Origin of the sequence: Candidatus Thiodiazotropha sp. LNASS1 (genome assembly GCF_964212655.1) — a bacterium.
Lineage (GTDB): Bacteria > Pseudomonadota > Gammaproteobacteria > Chromatiales > Chromatiaceae > Thiodiazotropha.
This window is the reverse complement of the sequence record NZ_OZ156465.1, coordinates 197730-216235: the sequence shown is the minus strand read 5'-3', so window position 1 is coordinate 216235 and position 18506 is coordinate 197730. Positions and strand designations below refer to the sequence as shown.

Sequence of the window (18506 nt, the reverse complement as noted above, 5' to 3'; positions counted from 1 at the left end):
AATTATCCACGGAGACCTTTCAGCTCCCCTCCTATCGGCTTCCTCACCATATATTGCCTTCTTTCTATTTCGGTACAATAACAACGCCACCGTACGGGAGTTGGCTATGCCATTCTCTCATTTGGATTCTCCTCTTGTCCTTGGCGGGTTCAGAGGAGAATCTACCTCATTCCTTTACCACAGAACGGCAGACCTTATGGGATCCCACCGGCAAAGCCGGTTGCTTACATCTTGGAATTTAAACAGAAAGTTAACTCTCGCAAGTTCCTACAAGTTTCTGTGATCTTATAGATATTTCTTGAAAGTACTCGCCGTCACCGCTACCGTCAGCGCAAACAAGGTTGCAAACGGCAAGATGACGAAGGTCGGATGCAAACTAAAAGGCAAGGCGAGATAGGTCACCCAGGTCAGGACAACCAAAGGCAGTGCAGCCTTCTTCGCATAGTGGTAGACAAAGGAACTCTCCCTCCCCCCACCCCATCGACGCAGATCGCGTTGTACCAATCCATCGACGAGCGCAACCAGACTAAACAGTAAAAATATCGGCATCGCCAGGGTCAAAATGGCAAGGCGCACTGAGAACACCTGGGTCACCTGCATCATGGCCAGTACGTACTCTGCCATGGGTTTATAGACTTTATGCAGCGTCGCCCTGACGCCCTGCTCGTACTTCCGCGGAGGCAGTGACACCCATTGGATGAAATCCACAAACCGAGTCACCTCGAAAAGGTAGTGGTAGGAATTATCGGCAAACCGTTTGGCGAATCGTGCTGGATCGGAAGTCACAACACTGCGACGAAAATCATCGTCGAGGTAGCTGATTTCCGTAACCAGCATGGTGCGGCTGTGATCGACTCCTTCATCCGGCCACCAAAGCACCATGCCTGCCCACTCCACGATGATCGAGAACAAAAGCGAAAACAATAACCACAGGATGACCTTCGCTACAGCCGATAAGGCCTTCGAAAACAGCCCTTGCTGAACTACCCGGCGACGAGGATCAGCCACGGCCTCAGCCATCGGAGCCCTCCGGTTCTACCTCGGGCTCGCTGACGTCCGGCGCGGCTCCCCACCACGGTTCCTGCACGCGGTACCAGTGATCGTTGGTGATGTAGGTGCGCTCCATCTCATTGGTTATCTCGGTGAGCGTCTCAGGCATATCCGAGTCCGTCGCGGGTAACGGCATGCGAATCTTCCATAGCTGGCCACCTTCCAGGAGGGCAAAGGCCTGTCCCTTGGGTAGGGTTATCAACTCGGCCGGTGTAAGCAACGGGACTTCTGAAACACTGATTCGATCCTCGTTGCGGGAGCTGAAATCGATCCCGGAACCCGGCTCCGAGGAATCGTTGACACCCGAGACACTCATCAATGTGAACACCTCAACCTTGGGTAGTTGGTCAGTGAGCATCTCGGCTGTAGCCAGCTCTTTCACCCTCAGCATGATCATTGTGTTGAAGTTACCTGCGACCTGCCCTGCTTTTGCACGATTGCCGATGCGTGCCTCCACGTCTGACCAGGTCTGGGTGTAGGCCGTGACCTGAAAGCCGGCGCCACCGGCCTTATTCAGTAGGGGGACAAACTCATCACCGATCAGTTCGTTAAACTCATCGGCATGCATGGAGATGGTGGGCGGGGTGTCGATGGATTCTCCGTCCACGCCATGCTTGTAAATGTGTCCTGCGACCGACACCAGATCAGCGAACATGGAATTGCCTACTGCACTGGCCACGGTTGTATCAGTCAGGGCGTCCAGACCGACGTAGACGATCCCCTTGCGTCGGATGACTTCCATCCATTCGAAGATCGGACGCGTATCGTTCTTATCCAGATAATCCGGGGAGATGAGTTCGGCGATATTGCCCGTAGTCAACTTCTCCATCAGCGGACCGACGGAACTGACGATCTTGTCGAAGTAGGTCTTGTCGTACTTGAAGGCAGACACCAGCCCATCGAGGACAGGATCATAGAGGTCCTGTGTCTGCAGGTGCCGCATCAGCGCGATAGCTTCTTTACTGCGCCCCCGCAGGGCTGCCGGCAGGTTGCGTTCCGAGATTTTGCTCGACAGTTCCTCGACCTGTTCCTTCCAGTCCTCGGCGCCGTGAGTATCCAGATGCGCCTCGGCATACTCCGTGAACAGAGGTTCAATATCGTTGATGTAGCGTCGGACCTGCTGATAGTCCGGACGGCGGTTTAGCGCCACAAGTGCGCGGGCAATGATGTTGACGAATCGCCAGGCGAATTCCTTAAAGGCCGCTGAATTTCCTTCGCTGGGTAACTGATTGGCGATGCGGGTGGCGACCTCGGTGATGCGCGAGAAGTTACCGATGGCGTTGTAGCGAGCCGAAACCTGCGGAAATCCCAGATGGAACATATAGAAGTCTTTGGTCCGTCCGGCCCGTTTGGCCTCGGCATACACACGCCGCAACAAACCCGCATCCCCCTTGGGATCGAAGACGATCACCACGTCACCGCGGCGGATGTCCTGGGTGATGAGGATCTCGGCCAGCCGGGTCTTACCGACGCGAGTGGTCCCCAACACCAGGGTATGACCCACCCGCTCACCGATGTCCATCCACACATCCTGCTCGTCAGGCTCGACAGCGTGTAGGGCCGGTTTGCCACCGACGGCCGGCAACGGCGACAGCGGATTCCACCAAGCCCGGACCCGAAACAGCTGCGCCAACAAACTCAGAATCGGGACCGATTCCCAGGCGACCTCCTTGCGGCGCGCCCATTGATACAGAGTACCCGGCTGGACGTAACGCTGGACCTCCGGCCGGATGGTATCGCGCAATCGCTGCGTGTGTTTCTGGGTCCAGCGAAAGCCCCGTCCTAAAAAGAGCTTGCGGCGGCTGAGGGGAATCTTGCGGGAACGTACCTTATAGATGGGCAGCCGGCGCATGTTGCCTTGGTAGCGCAGTACCCGCCAGGCTTGTCGGCCCCGGATCAGGCCGATCAGTCCCAGTACGGCGCCGGCACCATAGGCGACACCCGGCGGCATCATCAGCGCCCAAGGCGCCAGAATGGCTATCCCTGCCGTCGCAAAGGCCACCAAGGCCGACCACAGCTCGACTGGGGGCCGCAGCAGGGCCTCGATGGGATGCGCGCTCACTGCTCGATGCCGTGCGCAGAGATCAGCACCGGATAATGCGAAACGCTCAGTGCCTTCGCGATGTCGCTGCCCGAGGCTGGCAGGATAGACATGCCGTCAGCCAATCTGGCAATCGTTCGTAAATCATCCATCGTCTCTGCCTGCACAAGCATCCCGACCGCACCGATCTCCTTGAGCCGATCGCGGTGTGTCTGTAGCCACTGTCGGGAACGGCTGTCTGACCCGATCAAGAAAAATGGCCGCGTGAACGGCCGGTGATGCGTACGAGCCTGCACCGGTCCCGGTGCCAGGCCGGGTGATTGAATCGGCAACCAGGCTTTGGGGTCAGCGGCCCCGAGCTGGGGTTTTGTAGGAACCGGACTTTGCTGTGGCAAACCATCCTGGGTTTGAAAAACCTCCAGAAAAGGCGCAATGGATTGTGTATTGCCACTGTCATGGATCACGGTCAGATCAGCCTGGGCCATGACGGGTACGAGCAAGCAACTCATGACCAAAACCTTGCGGTAATAAAGATTGAATCGACCCATCAAGTCATCCTTCCTGTACGATGCGCTGCCAGTGGGAGACAACACGGCGACGGTACCGGTCTGCGCGGTAAGAATCCTTCGGCGAGTGATAACAGCCGACGCTACCCCACCAGTCCTGCCGCGTGGCGTAACAATCCTGCAAAATCCCGGCGCCCACGCGTATGTTGTGATACGGATCGAGTGCCTGCCACGGGGTCCCGAGCCGATCCTGATGATAACGCCAGTTGACCTGCATCAGGCCGATATCGATGGAGCGCTTCCCCTCCTCCAGATACGTCATCAACGCCTGCCAGGCCGCTTGCCGGGAATCAAAGAAGTAACCCCGACCGGCCACATTCAATGTCCAGGGCCATGGCCGGAGGGTACCGGTCTGTCCCGTCTGCTTACCGCTTTCAGTGAGTGCCACAGCGAACAGAACGCTCTGGGGTATTCCATGCTCCGCCGCAATCATGCGATAACCCGCTGGCACGGATTCATTCGCCCTGGTTATGGAAGGAAGCGCCAGAACGGCCGAAACGATAACGGCAAATACGACCGGCCAGCCGAAAACTCGCATCAACGCCACCATAAGCTAGAGCTCCGAAACCGGTAGTCTTGAGACGTCCTCGCCTCGACGGCGCAATACGGACGGGACGTCACCCTGCCCCTGGGTCAGTTTGTCGAGGGCACCGCCATCATGATTGAGGGTAATCCGCCGGCTGCGTACCCAGTCGGGATCAATCTGGTGATTGGACGCCCAGTCCCTGACGGCGCGATCATCGCCCTTGTCGACATTGGTGAGATAAATATCGATACCGTTGACTTCGTCGATCCGCTTTAACAGCTTATTCAACAGCAGATCGCAGGCCGGACAATCCGGGCGAGTAAAGAACAACAGGCGGTCTCCGGACTGAAAGGGATTTTTCACCTCGGTCTTACCCGGCAACCGGCTGATGTCGATCAGCGACATACTCGTATACAGGCGCTTGGTTGCTGCATCGTACGCGCGCTGGAACGCAAGGATACGGCCGGCGTCTTCATACATGGCGTGCGCCCACACCTCGGCATATCGCTGCCGCTCCGCATCATCACGCGCATGAATACCGAGCACTTCGATGGGCGATATCGTCGCCGGGCTGATACTCCCGCGAATACCCTGCATCAACTGTTTGTAACGGCGCCACTCCGTCTCCGACAAACCCCACAGACGGGCATGCGCCACATCCGTGGCTGATAAAACATTCGTGGCTTTTTGCGAGCTATCCTGCCGGGTTTCCTCAATCTGTGTATGTGATAATTCGGTAGCAATCGCAGTAGTCGACGTGATAAGAGCGCCCAGAAATACCATAGATCTCCATCGTCTACTCATCGGCGCATTCCCCTTCACACGTATCGGCCTTCGGTGCTGCCTGGTCTCTCTGGACGATATAGGACATCGTCAGATCCCGGTACATTCCCGATTTGTCAGACAGACACCCGCACATCCCCTGTGTAGCGGGAACGGAATCTGCCGTAGTTTGGATACGAGATGCACTATTGCTGGATGGTTCAGCACCATCATTTTTCTCTGCTGTCGCGGATCCCAGCGCAAAACCACCGAAGAGCAATAACACGGCTAATACGATTTCCATCGGTTCTACCTCTGCAATGAAATGGAATGGTTCTGGCCATGCGGCCCCTTGAATTCGACCCTGCCCTTGAGGCGGTCGATGCCAGCCACTGTCCAGCCTGATTGCTGTTCGCCGGACTTCAAAAATGCAACGCGGCCTGCCTGGGAGATGGCCACGTAAGTCATGTCATCCCAAACGTCGATGGCATCGACATAAAACGGTGGAGTTTTGGCGGGTGCAGGTTTCGGCCTGGCCACCGGCTTTTTCTGGGCGGCCTTACGCATCTGAGTCTCCTTGATGAGGGTATTCATCCGCGCAATGGACTCGTCAATACGTTGGCGAAGGGCATGGTTACTTTCCGTGAGATCAGCAACGGCCACTTTGATCGCGTGAACACCTTCGGCCACGGAAGCCAGGCTTTTCTTCACATCCGCACTCAGGGCCACTTGCGCTTCGAAACCGCGGCCGATCCGGCCAGACAATGATGTCAGCCTCTGATCGATCTGCTCGACTTTGTCCTCGTCCGCACCTACCCCTAGTTCCGGTATTTTGATCATCTCCCGGGTTGGGGTATTGGAGTCCTGTATCTGGAGTTCATCTTGCCGCTGGATCCTGGAAAGCGACAGCGCACTGATGACAACGATACCGACCACAACGGCGGTCAGTACGGACTTGTAAGCCAGCCGCCGGGATCTTGGCTGCCTCTCTGCCTTATCCTGCTTGCTCTCCTTTTCTGACGGATTGATCTGCTCCGGTTGCTGCTCAGTCGTCATCCTGCGCTACCTCCACATTAGCCATGTTCATGGTCTCGTGGGCAGCAACCTGCTTCACTGCACACTGCTCGAATGTGATCAGTCGGTGAACAGGATCCTGGACTAAATGGAAGGCTGGACCGGCGAGTGTCTCCAGCGCCTCGCGCAATGTCATCGGCCCAAGATGGCGATGCACGGCCGGGAGCGTAAGCGCAAATAACGCGAGCGTTTCCGGCGCAGTGGATTCAGTAGCAGCCAACCGATATCCACTGCGCTGCAGGAGATACCGCACTGCCTCTCCGATGGTCTGGATCCGCGCTGGCAACTGAACGGTAACGGTCGCTTCCAACAGGTTCGCCTGCGCCTGGGTCGGAGCTGTCGAATACATCGAATACCGGCCTGACTGGATATCGCTTGCATGAACGCTCATGCTGGCGACAGTACAAATGCCGGCGATACCTATCGCCGTTACTGCACCAGGGTGAGCAAGATTAAAGAGTGATCGTTTCATAGTGGATTCGGCCTCAGTGGTTTGTTACAACCTGGCCGGCATCATGAAGGTGCGCTTGGGTACTGAAAATAAATAATCCATTCTCACCGGCGCAGTGTTTTCGTGGCTGTATTCACGTCCCGCAATACACAGCCACAATCTGTGGTCTCTCGTGCCCGAGCTCGAGACTGATCGACAGACGGGCTTGCTGATCGATCCGTTTTTGTTCCGGCGTGAGCGTCTTGACTGGAGGACCGCCCGCCGCGGGTGATCGCCATCCGGTCAGTTCCTCATAACGGTTCTGGGCATAGGCATGACGAAGACCATGCATCCTGGATAACCCTGCCCTGGCAGTCTCGGCTTCGTACAATCGCAATTGCTGTCGGTAGTTCTTTGCGCTGGGAATCAGCGAGCCTTTACCGGCCAACTGTCGCGCACGATCGAGAACGGTACGTTGTGCCTCAATCCGTATCGGGATGGTTCGGGCCTTGCCGCCCTTGGTCCAGCTTTCCTTGAGGACGATATGGTCGCCGCGATCTGCGTAGTCCGGTATGAACTTGATCGCCTCTTCGCGGCGCAAGCCAAAGGCCTGCTGTAGTTCCAGGCTCATCCGAACTCGGGCATCTCGAATCTTGCCAAGTTCTTCCGCCCCCACACTACGGGCCTTGGATTCGTTGGTCACAAACTGCCGGTTAGGAACACCATAGTGGTCGTTCGATCGTGCAACGACATTCTGACGATTGACCTTCTGGGCCCACCAGCGAATGACTGCCAGCCGGTTCTTCATTGCCCCGGCCGACAGCTCTTTTTCTTGCCAGTTTTTGACTAAAGCCTCGATGTGCTTGGGCTTGAGCGACTGTGCGCTCATATGACGGTAACCCAGATCATGGAGCTGGTCGGCGATCTGCGTCAGCAGCCGCTCCCGGTCTCGCTGGGTTGTAAAGCTGCCGTCCCGGTTTCGACGGCAAATCTGCTTGAGTTGGTAGTTCAGATCTCTCAAAAGTGTTCTCGCATATCGGTAAGTGTTTCTGACCCAACCGGTGGCCATGGCCATTCGGTCCCGCGTATACCCCAAGGGCACTTCCTCGCGTCGTTTTTCAACAACGCTCAGGGCGCGCGGTACGGTCATGGGACACTACGCCCATTGCGACCTAAAGCTGCCTGGTCTAGGCAACGCCGGTTTTTCCCGGAGGAAACAGGTCCAGCGTGGACCAACAAGCCCTTCACGGGCGCTCTTCGAGTGTGGTTAATCACCTCCTTTCAGTTAGTCGGAACATGTCCGCGGATGATGAAAAATGAACATGAACAGCACCGCTAAGGGCGGGTGTCACGGTTCGTCGAGTGAATGCAGGCCAGCGCCTGCGAGGATGAACCGATCCCGTGATCGGCTCGGCTTGGAAGATGGATCCACGGCTTTCGCTGCTGCGCGTTAAAGGATCCGGATGCGCTTGGGCGCCACTGTACCCGCAGTGGCCACGGTTAAAATCGGTCGAGGGCGGCAGTATCGCTGGTCATCACTGGCCTTTCACTGAAAAATTCTGCCAGCTTCGCGCGCTATTTCCTGAGTCGCCGCCCTCGTCACTACCCCGCTGCGCTTGCCAGTGACGAGGACCTCTTCGGATCAGACAAACCCTGCGTCAGGCGACTGCCTGTCACAGGGCTTGCTTTCAGTCGGCTGATACAGTCCTTCGGAGCATGACCACCTGCCCACAGGGGTCCACAGGCGCCGCTTATGCGGCCCCGCTCTTGGCTGCGCGAGTGGGGGGCTCGCTACGCCGTGGCGGGCAAGGCCTGGGGACTCTGTGGACAGCTGCAACTCTAGACAGCGGACCGGGATAATGGATGTTCGCACGTGGAGAACGTGGGATACGCTATTACGCCTGCTCATACCGTCGTATAAGATGGCCTAAGCCTGTTTTTTTACCGTACGTAATATTATTTGAGTCAATACAGTACCGAATATTATATTTATCACGTACGGTATTTTTTTGTTGATCTAGTTTACTTGAAGTGCTATTTTTTACCGTACGATATCTTTTAGTAGGTGCGATCCGAATGAAAACTGACATCACATACGGAAAGGTCCAAACGGCCGAAGCGCTCGGCCGGCTGGTACGTGCGCATCGAAAAAGCCGGCGCCTGACCCTGGAAACGGTCTCCGGGCTCGGTAACCTCAGCACGCGCTTCCTGTCCGAATTCGAACGGGGTAAAGAGACCGCCGAGATCGGCAAGATCCTGAAGGCGCTGCGAACCCTGGGGCTGGAGGTCATCATTCAGCCACGGGGTGGCTCGCCCTCCCCATCACCGGGTTCCCGCGCCGGCAATACCCGGGAGGAGACGTCGTGATCGACCCCGATGCCCTCAACGTCTGGCATGAGCAACGCCTGGTCGGCTATCTGTGGCGTACCCCAGTCGGCGCCATCGGGTTTCGCTACGATCCTGAGTGGATCGCCGGCGGCTTCGCGATCTCTCATACCCTACCCTTGAGACACGATGAATTCGCGGCCGAAGATGCCCTCGCCCATCGCTTTTTCGCCAACCTGCTCCCGGAGGGGGGCGTCAGAGAACACATCGTCCGCGACCTGAAAATCCCGAACACGGATTTTGATCTGCTGCGCGCCATCGGCGGCGAGTGTGCGGGCGCACTGTCGATCCTCTCCGTAGAGCGAACACCTTCGGGTGAGCATCATTACCGTCGCCTGACCGATAAGGATCTGGCCAACCTGGCGGCCCGGCGCGGCCAGATCTATGCGACCTGGCCGGAGGACGAGCGTCCCCGGCTTTCCCTTGCCGGTGCCCAGGATAAATGCCCCATATTGCTGAGAGACGACACCTATTTCCTGCCCCAGGGAGAAGCGCCGTCAAGCCACATCCTGAAATTCGAGTTGGCGGACTATCGTCACCTGCCCGCCTATGAGACCTTTACGACTTTACTGGCCGGAGCGATCGGTCTGCCGGTGGCGGATATCGAGCTACACTCAATCGAGCAGATCCGTTACGCGCAGATCGCACGCTATGATCGCATTCGGGATGAACAGGGGGAGGTGCAGCGGCTGCATCAGGAGGATTTCTGCCAGGCCCTGGGGTATGGGCATGAGAAAAAATACCAGGAGAACGGTGGACCCGCCTTTGACCAGTGCTATCGCCTGGTACAGGACGCTTCCAGTGACCCGGCCGCCGATGCCCTGCATCTGCTGCGCTGGCAGATCTTCAATGTGTTGGCAGGCAACTCCGATGGCCACGCCAAGAACCTGTCCCTGCTGCACCTGCCCAGCGGCGAGATCCGCCTGGCCCCATTCTATGATCTGGTCTCTACCCGCGCGATTGAACGTATCGACTACCATCTCGCCTTTGAGGTTGGTGGAGAACGCAATCCCAGTGTGATCACGCCAGCCCATTGGAACGAGTTCGCCAGAAAGTGTGACATCAGGCCACGCTTTCTTGCCAACCTGGTTGAAGAAACCGCGGCCCTGTTACTGGAGAACCTGGCTGCGACAAAAGCGACCTTTAAAGCCCGATTTGGTGACTATCCGGCGCTGCAGCGTATCGAGCAGATCGTGACCAAGCAGTGTCACGGTATCGCATGAGGGTAGTAGTGGGCTGCTGCCTGCCAAGAAGTAGAGCGTGCCACTTTATCCCAAGTGGCCAGGGGCAAGATGCCGGAGGATTCCGGCGTTGTTAATCTTCGTCGGGTAGCAGGATGGTGATGACAGGCTCACCCTGATCACCCGGCCCGACGATCAGCTTCAGCGTTACGAGCTCCGCTTTCATCGCCTTGCCGTCACGCGGCACCCGGTGGAGCTTGAACAGCTGCCGGTCACCGGATCCTCGGCTGGTGCGAATCGCCTGGGACGCCATAAACAACACATCCCAAAGCCTGCCCGCTTGGTCTTGGAAGGGCTTTTGCCTGCTGTCATCGTCGTTCCAGGCTACGCAATCGGCCCAGACGGCGGATGTCAGCGCGACAGGCCAGTTGAACCCGGCCTCTTTAGCCATGGGACCCGCGTCGACCAGTACGCCATCCTCGATGGCCTGGGCCCGGGTATAGCTGACTATCACCTCACCGAAAACTGATTCGGCAGTCGTCTTTGTTGAAGATTCGGACATGGTGTTCCTCCTTGGTTGAACAAGCACCGGGTCACACCTCCTTCCCTGCCGGGGAAGTGGCGTGCTTCCCCGGCAGGGTTTGTGAAAATCAGATAAGCCCACGCTCCGCGAACGAGACGCTCTCACCGGCGGTGACCACGAAGTGGTCGAGGACACGCACATCGATCAGTGCGAGCGCCTCCTTGAGCCGGCGGGTGATCGCCTCATCCGCTTGGCTGGGTTCCGCAACGCCCGATGGATGGTTGTGGAAAAAGAGCATGGCGGCCGCATTGAGCTCCAGCGCCTTCTGCACGATGACCCGCGGATGGACCGATGAGCCATCGATGGTGCCCTGGAACAGCTCGGCCATGGCGATGATCCGGTGCCGGTTGTCCAGTAACAGGCAGCCGAACACCTCGTTCTTGCGGTCAGCAAGCCGGATCTGCAGATACCGGCGGGTGTCCTCCGGACTGCCCAGGATCTCTCCCGGTTTGTGTTGCTCCGCCAATGTCGCCAATGCCAGTGCCATCAGTGATTGCTTCTCCATATCGTTGAGTTCGGACGGGGTGAGACCTTCGAAACGGTCCTCTTCCGTCGTGGGTTCGGTTGTTTCCGTACTTTTCATGACGGATCTCCTCGAAAAGACGGGGAGACCAGTCCCTCGGGGTATGATCCCCCGATGGGTTGGAAGGTGACCGGGTAATGGGATTACCCGGCCGGCTGTGGATTTACACCTTGTCGTCTTGCACGGTGTAGAACGGTTGGCCGTCGACCTTGGCCCAGGACACACGTAACAGTCGAGCCTTGAAGCTGACACCGGTCTCGCCGGCCTTGTCACCGTTCTTGAAGGTGAAGGATTCGCCATACAGATCACTGAGCGTGAATCCCATGAGCACCTTCAACTTGCCCTCGACGGCCGGTTTGAGCTCGCGCACGACCTGCTGCGCCTTCTTGCCGGACACGTGACACTCGAAATGGGTGTACTGGACGTTGTCGACGCTGCCCCTGAGGGCCGCGATGGTGACGCTCAGAAAGGGGTTTCCCTCCTTGGGCGTCACCTCCTGGACACGGTTGAGATAACCGATGCCGGTGGTGTGAAGATCGAAATATTTTTGTGTTTCGTTGCTTGACATAGCGCTTTCTCCTTAAGGCTGGAAGACCCGGAGCCAGCGCGTCCCTGGCGGGAAGGCTTCCCGGGCAGGGTGGTTGAAATGGAAAGCCGTTCCATTTGCTTGAAGATGGACCGACGACAGTTGTAAGAAACTATGCCGCTGTGCACCGGTTGCACGGTCCGGGGGTGCCTCGGTTGCCACTGAACCGCAGTGGCCACGGATAGAACCGGTTTTGTTGTCTCGTTCAGTCCGCATCGGAGGCCTCGCAGACATAGCGCAGGTACTTGAGCATGCCGCGGGCATTGGCAAAGGCCGGATGCTCCGCGATGGCCTGATGGGGAAACCAGTCGGCGATATGTTCAGCCAGGGCCACCGCTCCTCCACCGACGAACAGGATACGGTCCAGTTCGTTCCCCAGACCCAGTTGCCGGCGGGTCTCCGCGTGGAGCCGTTCCACCAGTTCGTGCTTGGCCGCATCGACCAGGGATGCCACGTCATAGTCCCTGCCGTGGAGGCGCACGCTTTTGTGCTCGACGGCACGGGAGACGATCCGTTCGCCCAGGCTCTCGAGATCGAAACGTGCCTGGATGCCGTTGGCGACCTGTTGTTTCACATCCAACAGGCCGCCTTGCAGGGAGCCGGAGGAGCCATGGACAACCCCCTGATCCTTCACTACCACGAAATCGGTGGTGCGCCCGCCGATATCCACAATGGCGAGCGGAACGGCCAGACGCGCATCATCCAGCAAGGCCTTGCCCTCCTGCTCCACGATCACATAGTCATACCAGGCGGCCAGGGCCTCCGGAATCACCTCGTGGAAGGCGATACCGGCGGGCAGGACATCCGCCAGCGGGCGTACAGCCTGTTTCAGGCTCTCCTGCTTCTTGCTGATCGCCTCCTGGCGGCGTTCGCCGCTCTTGCGGTAGAAGGCACTGACGGGAAGACCCGAAACCGCATGGGTGGTCCTTCCGGCGAGCCCCGCCTCTTGCAGGGCGTGTTGCACGATGACCCGGTTCAGACCGGACCAGGGGTAACCCTCGAAATGGGTGGGCGCGCCATCCAGGGTGCCAACCGAATAGTGCGTCTCCTCCGTCTCGTATTCGAAGATGCGTTGCTGCCCCTGATGGATCCAGGTGACAGCGGACTGCCCAATCCGACCGCGGGAGGGAATGGCGAACAAGCGGCCATTCGGTAATGCGATCTTGGTATAGGCGTAGCCATCGTCGATACCGACCGGAACAGGGTTGATGGGTGCTGCATCAGTCATGGGATTACCTCTCCGCTTGGTCATGGGTTCCTTCTGCCGCTCTGTTCATTGCCGTCATCCAATGACCCGGCGCAATTGGGCGAAGGGTTTTCTCGCATCGTGAACGGCGTCGTTCCTGTTCTCTGCTGCCGGCATCGGTTCGCGCTTTGGCGAAGCAGCCAGCCGGGAGGATTCGCCAGCCAACCAGTCGGAGAATCCCGCTCCGATTCGGGATGTTCGCTCTACGGCAACCCTCTGCAGCGCCTGGCGCTCGATCAGAAATCCCTGAACCAACAATCCCCGCAGCCACTCCTGACGCCGGGTGCTTGGAATCCGTTCCAGCTGGTTCAGGATGATCGCCTCCAGTGCAATATGGGGTTCGAGTTGCAGGGCAATTCGATGGCAACCGCTCGCCTTAGCCATGAGCCGCATTATCGGTGGTGGACACAGGCATACCAGCGAATACCCGAACCACTAACCGTCGTGGTTTTCGCGATCCGGGTAAGACAGGGGCTCGAGCGCCAGGGACCTGGCGACGGCCATCGGGAACGCCACCTTGCGGGGCACGAGCGGTGCGCGCCTTTCTCCGCTCAGCACCTCCTCCGGCAGCTCGCCCATCAATTGGCAGGCCCGTGGATCTCTCCCTGAACCCCGTAGCAGACGATTTCGATCGATGCCCAGTAACCGATACCCTTGCGGCACGACGAAGGTCCCGCGAACCTTGCGTGCGCCCAGCTTGACGATCCCTTCCGTATCCTCGTTGTCCAACAGGCCGATATGGCGACAGGTCATTACGGTACGCACCAGGGTGTCGTAGGCGGCAATCAATTGAGCACCCTGGTAGGCGTAGGGATTGGCGAACTGGAGGCGGATCCGGTAAGGCCGCTGGGATTGCGCCACCTCCACCTCTAAGGCCGGCATCTGCGCCAGTTGCTTATCCAGTTCCTCCTGGTGGCTCCCGATGAACCCACGCGCCTGATCGAGTGCCTGGTGCACCTTGATCAGCCACCAGTCTGCATAGGGATCGTCGTCACGTGCCGCCTGCCAGATCACCCGCAACCGATCGGCAAAGCCTACCAATCCGATGATCGCCGGTTTGTCCGTGCTGCTGTTGCGGCCACGGATCAGCTGCTGTGCCTGGCGGGTCTGCACCGTCAGCCAGGCCTGGCCCCGCAAAGCACCGGGACCGTCAGCCGCCTGCTTCACACCGGTTGCCGTATTCTCCTTTTCCTGGGGTATGGCTTGTTGTGAGTTCATGGTGCATCCATCCTCCGAGGCTGTTGCAATCAGCCGTTATCTCTCCATGAAACAGGGAGGTGGACAACCGTTAACTCGGTTCCGGGCCGTTGGGATTTATGCTGGAGACTTGATGACAGTGTCATCACCTATGCTGAAGATACGGGGGTGCAAAGTTTGAACACCGCCTGAGTGGATGATGACCGTGTCATCACTGCATAGCGGATCAGGGTGTATTGGAATCCTTAGCCTGTTTGGACGGTCTGCGTATACCGAGCGTCTGTCGTATCTCGGCGATGGGGCCTTCCCCGGCCTGGATCTGTCTGCGTAAATTCTCAAGCCCTGGGATCGCTGATGGGTCTGCACATCGTGCTTTGCCCTGCTGTAATTCCCGCTCACGGGCGATGCGCTCCTCATGGACCCTGATCCCGAGGTTGGATTCAAACTCGCCTTTTTTCAATGCCTTGCACAAGGAATTCAGGAAGCTCATCTCGTCGTAGAGCGGTTTCATGCCGCGCTGCTCAGAGCGGATCCGCCCCTCCAGTTCATCGAGAATGGCCTGGCGCTGGTCCGGTGGCACCTGGTTGAGATAGCGATCGGCCAGCTCACGCTGGTTGGCCGAGAGGCGCCGGGGATAGATCAACGGCGCTTCTCCCTCCCCGTGAAGTACAAATCTTTTCTGCTCGCTGTGGTGGGTAGTCGTAGTTTTATTAGTTTCACTACAACTACAACTGGCCGGGTTTGAATTTTGAGGGTGTAAATTTTGCACCCCCGCTTCCACCGGGTTCATATTTTGTTCCTGGTGATCCGGACCGTTTCGGCTGGATGAATGGCCGCGAAGCTCGGTCATGACCTTGGCGCTGAAGGCGAAGAAGCGACGCGGCATCTCCTTTTCCACCACCTCGGTCGCCTGTATGCGACGCGTGACCGGATGTTCATCGGCGCAGACATCACGACCCAACTCGATGTCCTCGTCGATCGTGGCCAGCGCTCCCCGGGCGACGGCCCGTACCCGGGCATGGCGATGTTCGGCGGCTTCCCTCAGGAACTGCATGTAATCGGAATCGAGATGGAGTGCATCGCCCAGTGGCAGGGGCTCGTCATGCAGGGCGAAGACATTGCCCTGGAAACGGCCACACTTCCCCCGCAGGCGTGCACAGAGGGTCAACCAGCGGGTGATGCGCAGAATGGCGATGGCACGGGCAATGGTGGCCTTGGAGGAGACATTGGCTGTCCGCGCAATGGAGGCGTAACTGGGGAATGCGGTATTGCCGCCAGTCTCGCTGGCCTGCAGCCGGATGCTCATCCATACCAGCTTGTCCACCGGCTCGAGTACCGGGTCTTGCACCACCAGCGTAGGAAAGGCGGTATGCCGGTTGCCAAGAAACAGCATCGAATCCGAGGCGTGTCGGACCTCACCCTCCCCGGCATGTTCGATCGTGGCCTGTATCAGGGCATCCAGCGCCAGGGTTTCGGGGCGAACCGCTGAGCCACACTCACTCATCGACTCGCAACCGTTTCGCTGCATCCGGTTCACTGTGGTTGTTCAAATCGCCATACTGGTCCCAACGCTGGGTCAGGTTCCAGATCGCGCGCATCAATAGGCCGGTTTCGGCCTGCAGTTCGAGATAGGCTTGAGGGGACAGTGGCCCGGATACCGGATCAGCAGCCCGGTCCACCCAGGCGTGCCACAGCCTATGCGTGCTCTCCTCATCCGGTTCCGGCGGACGCCCCACCGAGGGGTCAACCGAGAGCATGCGACGCATGCGGCTGTACTCGCGCGGCCCCAGGCCAAACAGCGTCTGCATCATCTCCAGCGGCGCATCGGCCGCAATCAGGGTCTGTTGTGTCTCTTCCGACTCACGCTGTTGGCGCAGATTGTCCATCATGGGCCAATAGCTCTGCCGGTCGAGACCGATCTGCAGGCAATGGACACGCAGGGACTCGATACGATAGAGGTCCGAGAGGCTCATCTCGCGCAGGGCTTCGATCTCCCTGGGTCCGAAGTTCATGGTGCGCAGCGCAGGATAGTCGCCTTCGGCCAGACAGCGGATCGCGTACAGGAGTACCGCCGTGATCAGATCGGATTCCTTGGTGCCTTCCATCCCCCTACTCCCAAAGTCTTGTTTCGGTCTCGTCCGCCAGATGGCTGATCCGGCGATAGGTATCCATCAGGTTGAGCAGGTCACGCCAGTCCGGTTCACCCACACGACGCCACAGCCGGTAGCCGGTATTGCCGGGATCGAGCGTCCACACCCCGCTGAAGAGCAGACCCGCATCCTGCTGTTCGAGCGCCCGGCGAAGCACCGATTCCGCCGGCAGCATCGGCACCAAGGACGCGATCGGCGCCACGGTCATCTCCGCACATGCGGCAAGATGCCACCAGACCATGGAGATCTGGCTCAGGGTTTCGTCATCCAGTTGATCGGCCAGGGCTGGGTCAGGCACGTCACGCAGAATGAATCCCAGCCCCTTGCCGGAAAGCGGCTCCACGAGCTCGCCGATACCGTTGCGTTGCGCCAGACGGGACGCCAAGGTCCAGGCGCGCGCCCGCAAGGACTTGAGATCACTGGGAGCGGATTGGCCGGCAGTCAGGATCTGCTCGACAGGGGAATCAGGCGCTTCCAACGACGCCTCTTCAGCAAGATCCGTTGCCTCAGGAATAGTCTCTCTATTGCCCTCTGTAGCCCTATCGTGCTCTACGTTCTGTTCTGGATCTTCGCAGGGAATACCCCGGTTGACAGCATTCGGTTCAGTTTGCAGCGAGAGCGAATGCATCTGGGGTTTTTCCGCTGGGATTGCAGCTTCTCCTGTCTCACTGGCAGTGCCGTTGTCATCTTCGAACTCGGGGATCGTCAGCACCTCTCCAGCGAGCTGGGCATCAAGCTCCACGCGTACCCTGTTGATGCTGACCTCCGCCTGCTCCGCGATCTCGGCCTCGAATGCACCTTGTAACTGTCCGGTATCCCAGTCGGGGTCATCGAAACGCCGGCACAAGGCGGCAAATACCTCATCGAAGGCCGCTTCGTCACCCAGGCTATGTCTTTGCCAGAGCTGAAACGCCGCGTCGTCCAGCGCGCGGATTCTTTGTACCTGCGGTCTGCCCAATCCCGCGTTCAATGCCCGCGGGATCAGGGGCAGCAGCCGCTTGACCGCATAGCCCATGCGCGAGATCAATCCCTGGCTGAGCGCGTATCCACCAGCATGCAGTGCCATCTCGAGCCGTCTCTGGGAGAGTGCCTCGATACCCAGTTCTGCTTCGAGCAGTTGCTTTATATCGAAGACGGCCCGCGCTTTGTCGATAAAGCTCAGGCTGCCACGCAGATCATTTTCCCGAAGATGGGCCAGAAGCACATCCGATTCCCGGTTCCAGGGCTTGATAAGGCACCGCACATGAGCGAATCGGTCATTACTGTTCTCCTCGTACAGTTCCTTGAGGATGAGCAGGCGGGTATTGCCCCCCGAATGGACGATGTAGTCAGTAGTACCGGGTCGCTGGGTAACAACCAGCGGCTGATCGAGGCCGATAGCCCGTATCGAGGCCTTAATTCGGTCATATTCGGGATTCTCGCACTGGCGTGGATTGCGCTCATAGGGCCTGATACAACGCACATCCAGCAGCATCGCAGCCGGTTCTTCGATGGCCGCCTTTGCCAGTTCACCCTTTGCTACCTGGCTAGCCATCGATCCCACCGTAATTTAGACGTTTCTTGTTTCTTCTCTGGCGTTCATAACATTCCGAACAGACCACCTTGCGCCTTCCCATAGGGTGATATTCGAGCGCCCCACCACAGCTTCGGCAACGATGGTTGAAATATTCCTTGCAGGCCGGGCAGACCGACCCACCATTGTCGAGTGGACCGATATAGGACATGCCGCAGTGATCACAAGTCTGTTCGTACCAGGCCTTGATCCTGACCAAGCGGGGTACAAAGAAAGCGCGTGTCAGGTTCAGAAGGGGGGCATCTACGATCTCCACATAGACCTCGTAGACATGGATCAGCACTTTGGCAGCGGTGCGCTTGATTATTTCCAGGTGCTGGAACAATCGCCAAACAAGATTCGCGTGCAATAGACGTCGATTGCATTTCAAGTACCAGGTATCCGTGAACGGGACCTGCCCCGGTGGTGATGACATCCCGGTAAGCAGCGGATAGAGTCCGCTGACGACCTTCTTCGTCAGTCCGGTTAGCTGGCATACCAATGAAGCCCGGGCACCCAGTTTAACCAGATGAACGGCCTCGAGCGTATGCCGTGCTTGATTGACGAGGTCTATGTTACCGGGCGTGTTTGCTTCGCTTTCCTTCCTGGCAATCAAGGCAAGCAACCGGTCGGTATTACCAACGCACATCGGCG

20 protein-coding genes are annotated in these 18506 nt (G+C 58.3%); 2 read left to right on the top strand and 18 right to left on the bottom strand.

All coding sequences use genetic code 11. The features are described 5' to 3' along the window. Positions 1–285: 285 nt before the first annotated feature. The 8 genes from AB8516_RS00795 to AB8516_RS00760 all read right to left on the bottom strand — a co-directional run bounded on the left by AB8516_RS00795 (position 286) and on the right by AB8516_RS00760 (position 7599). Positions 286–1020: a TIGR03747 family integrating conjugative element membrane protein gene (locus AB8516_RS00795; RefSeq protein ID WP_369157126.1), complete on the bottom strand. Its 735-nt coding sequence runs from the start codon at positions 1018–1020 to the stop codon at positions 286–288. After that, positions 1013–3112: a type IV conjugative transfer system coupling protein TraD gene (traD, locus tag AB8516_RS00790; RefSeq protein ID WP_369157123.1), complete on the bottom strand. Its 2100-nt coding sequence runs from the start codon at positions 3110–3112 to the stop codon at positions 1013–1015. Before traD ends, AB8516_RS00795 begins: the two co-directional genes overlap by 8 nt. Then, positions 3109–3600, bottom strand: coding sequence for an integrating conjugative element protein (locus AB8516_RS00785; RefSeq protein WP_369157121.1), 492 nt, complete (start codon positions 3598–3600; stop codon positions 3109–3111). The genes traD and AB8516_RS00785 overlap by 4 nt, the downstream gene beginning before the upstream one ends. 43 nt (positions 3601–3643) lie before the next feature. Beyond that, on the bottom strand, positions 3644–4195 hold the full coding sequence (locus AB8516_RS00780; protein WP_369157119.1) for a lytic transglycosylase domain-containing protein: 552 nt from the start codon (positions 4193–4195) through the stop codon (positions 3644–3646). 15 nt (positions 4196–4210) lie between these two features. Continuing rightward, positions 4211–4987, bottom strand: coding sequence for a TIGR03759 family integrating conjugative element protein (locus AB8516_RS00775; protein WP_369157117.1), 777 nt, complete (start codon positions 4985–4987; stop codon positions 4211–4213). A 267-nt stretch (positions 4988–5254) separates the two neighbouring features. Next, positions 5255–6001, bottom strand: coding sequence for a hypothetical protein (locus tag AB8516_RS00770; protein ID WP_369157114.1), 747 nt, complete (start codon positions 5999–6001; stop codon positions 5255–5257). Then, a complete protein-coding gene (locus tag AB8516_RS00765) occupies positions 5991–6410 on the bottom strand; it encodes a pili assembly chaperone (protein WP_369163207.1) in 420 nt (139 codons plus the stop codon). The genes AB8516_RS00770 and AB8516_RS00765 overlap by 11 nt, the downstream gene beginning before the upstream one ends. 193 nt (positions 6411–6603) lie before the next feature. Further along, positions 6604–7599 carry a phage integrase N-terminal domain-containing protein gene (locus tag AB8516_RS00760; RefSeq protein ID WP_369157111.1) on the bottom strand — a complete coding sequence of 332 codons (996 nt, stop codon included), beginning with the start codon at positions 7597–7599 and terminating at the stop codon, positions 6604–6606. Between the two features lie 881 nt (positions 7600–8480). On the opposite strand from AB8516_RS00760, the gene AB8516_RS00755 reads away from it, so the two are divergent. Together AB8516_RS00755 and AB8516_RS00750 are read left to right on the top strand one after the other, a co-directional pair. Next, on the top strand, positions 8481–8816 hold the full coding sequence (locus tag AB8516_RS00755) for a helix-turn-helix domain-containing protein (protein ID WP_369157109.1): 336 nt from the start codon (positions 8481–8483) through the stop codon (positions 8814–8816). Beyond that, positions 8813–10057 carry a type II toxin-antitoxin system HipA family toxin gene (locus AB8516_RS00750; RefSeq protein WP_369157107.1) on the top strand — a complete coding sequence of 415 codons (1245 nt, stop codon included), beginning with the start codon at positions 8813–8815 and terminating at the stop codon, positions 10055–10057. The genes AB8516_RS00755 and AB8516_RS00750 overlap by 4 nt, the downstream gene beginning before the upstream one ends. Positions 10058–10148: 91 nt before the next feature. Here AB8516_RS00750 and AB8516_RS00745 read toward each other — a convergent pair whose 3' ends face one another. The 10 genes from AB8516_RS00745 to AB8516_RS00700 form a co-directional block, all read right to left on the bottom strand. Continuing rightward, positions 10149–10577, bottom strand: coding sequence for a DUF6573 family protein (locus AB8516_RS00745; RefSeq protein ID WP_369157104.1), 429 nt, complete (start codon positions 10575–10577; stop codon positions 10149–10151). An 88-nt stretch (positions 10578–10665) separates the two neighbouring features. Then, a complete protein-coding gene (radC, locus tag AB8516_RS00740; protein ID WP_369157102.1) occupies positions 10666–11181 on the bottom strand; it encodes a DNA repair protein RadC in 516 nt (171 codons plus the stop codon). Between the two features lie 103 nt (positions 11182–11284). Continuing rightward, complete coding sequence (locus AB8516_RS00735) at positions 11285–11689, bottom strand: DUF3577 domain-containing protein (RefSeq protein ID WP_369157099.1); 405 nt, start codon at positions 11687–11689, stop codon at positions 11285–11287. Between the two features lie 223 nt (positions 11690–11912). Then, entirely contained in the window at positions 11913–12935 is a 1023-nt protein-coding gene (gene parM / locus AB8516_RS00730) for a plasmid segregation protein ParM domain-containing protein (RefSeq protein WP_369157097.1), read from the bottom strand. Positions 12936–12989: 54 nt separating this feature from the next. After that, positions 12990–13337, bottom strand: a complete 348-nt coding sequence (locus AB8516_RS00725) for a hypothetical protein (RefSeq protein WP_369157095.1) — start codon at positions 13335–13337, stop codon at positions 12990–12992. A 51-nt stretch (positions 13338–13388) separates the two neighbouring features. Beyond that, a complete protein-coding gene (locus AB8516_RS00720) occupies positions 13389–14171 on the bottom strand; it encodes a PFL_4669 family integrating conjugative element protein (protein ID WP_108272979.1) in 783 nt (260 codons plus the stop codon). A 205-nt stretch (positions 14172–14376) separates the two neighbouring features. Next, entirely contained in the window at positions 14377–15654 is a 1278-nt protein-coding gene (locus AB8516_RS00715) for an STY4528 family pathogenicity island replication protein (RefSeq protein WP_369157092.1), read from the bottom strand. After that, positions 15647–16255 (bottom strand): DUF2857 domain-containing protein, encoded by a 609-nt coding sequence (locus tag AB8516_RS00710; RefSeq protein ID WP_369157090.1) that lies wholly within the window; start codon positions 16253–16255, stop codon positions 15647–15649. The genes AB8516_RS00715 and AB8516_RS00710 overlap by 8 nt, the downstream gene beginning before the upstream one ends. A 4-nt stretch (positions 16256–16259) precedes the next feature. Further along, the gene (locus AB8516_RS00705) at positions 16260–17834 is read right to left on the bottom strand and encodes a ParB family protein (protein ID WP_369157088.1); all 1575 of its coding nucleotides are present in this window, start codon (positions 17832–17834) and stop codon (positions 16260–16262) included. Then, positions 17827–18501, bottom strand: coding sequence for a FlhC family transcriptional regulator (locus AB8516_RS00700; RefSeq protein WP_369157086.1), 675 nt, complete (start codon positions 18499–18501; stop codon positions 17827–17829). Before AB8516_RS00700 ends, AB8516_RS00705 begins: the two co-directional genes overlap by 8 nt. Positions 18502–18506 lie beyond the last annotated feature (5 nt).

Excerpts from the sequence above, each read along its gene's own strand:
- AB8516_RS00795 (WP_369157126.1), bottom strand. The coding sequence starts at position 1,020 with ATGGCTGAGGCCGTGGCTGATCCTCGTCGCCGGGTAGTTCAGCAAGGG.
- AB8516_RS00785 (WP_369157121.1), bottom strand. The coding sequence starts at position 3,600 with ATGAGTTGCTTGCTCGTACCCGTCATGGCCCAGGCTGATCTGACCGTG.
- AB8516_RS00780 (WP_369157119.1), bottom strand. The coding sequence starts at position 4,195 with ATGCGAGTTTTCGGCTGGCCGGTCGTATTTGCCGTTATCGTTTCGGCC.
- AB8516_RS00775 (WP_369157117.1), bottom strand. The coding sequence starts at position 4,987 with ATGAGTAGACGATGGAGATCTATGGTATTTCTGGGCGCTCTTATCACG.
- AB8516_RS00770 (WP_369157114.1), bottom strand. The coding sequence starts at position 6,001 with ATGACGACTGAGCAGCAACCGGAGCAGATCAATCCGTCAGAAAAGGAG.
- AB8516_RS00765 (WP_369163207.1), bottom strand. The coding sequence starts at position 6,410 with ATGAGCGTTCATGCAAGCGATATCCAGTCAGGCCGGTATTCGATGTAT.
- AB8516_RS00760 (WP_369157111.1), bottom strand. The coding sequence starts at position 7,599 with ATGACCGTACCGCGCGCCCTGAGCGTTGTTGAAAAACGACGCGAGGAA.
- AB8516_RS00745 (WP_369157104.1), bottom strand. The coding sequence starts at position 10,577 with ATGTCCGAATCTTCAACAAAGACGACTGCCGAATCAGTTTTCGGTGAG.
- radC (WP_369157102.1), bottom strand. The coding sequence starts at position 11,181 with ATGAAAAGTACGGAAACAACCGAACCCACGACGGAAGAGGACCGTTTC.
- AB8516_RS00735 (WP_369157099.1), bottom strand. The coding sequence starts at position 11,689 with ATGTCAAGCAACGAAACACAAAAATATTTCGATCTTCACACCACCGGC.
- parM (WP_369157097.1), bottom strand. The coding sequence starts at position 12,935 with ATGACTGATGCAGCACCCATCAACCCTGTTCCGGTCGGTATCGACGAT.
- AB8516_RS00725 (WP_369157095.1), bottom strand. The coding sequence starts at position 13,337 with ATGGCTAAGGCGAGCGGTTGCCATCGAATTGCCCTGCAACTCGAACCC.
- AB8516_RS00720 (WP_108272979.1), bottom strand. The coding sequence starts at position 14,171 with ATGAACTCACAACAAGCCATACCCCAGGAAAAGGAGAATACGGCAACC.
- AB8516_RS00715 (WP_369157092.1), bottom strand. The coding sequence starts at position 15,654 with ATGAGTGAGTGTGGCTCAGCGGTTCGCCCCGAAACCCTGGCGCTGGAT.
- AB8516_RS00710 (WP_369157090.1), bottom strand. The coding sequence starts at position 16,255 with ATGGAAGGCACCAAGGAATCCGATCTGATCACGGCGGTACTCCTGTAC.
- AB8516_RS00705 (WP_369157088.1), bottom strand. The coding sequence starts at position 17,834 with ATGGCTAGCCAGGTAGCAAAGGGTGAACTGGCAAAGGCGGCCATCGAA.
- AB8516_RS00700 (WP_369157086.1), bottom strand. The coding sequence starts at position 18,501 with ATGTGCGTTGGTAATACCGACCGGTTGCTTGCCTTGATTGCCAGGAAG.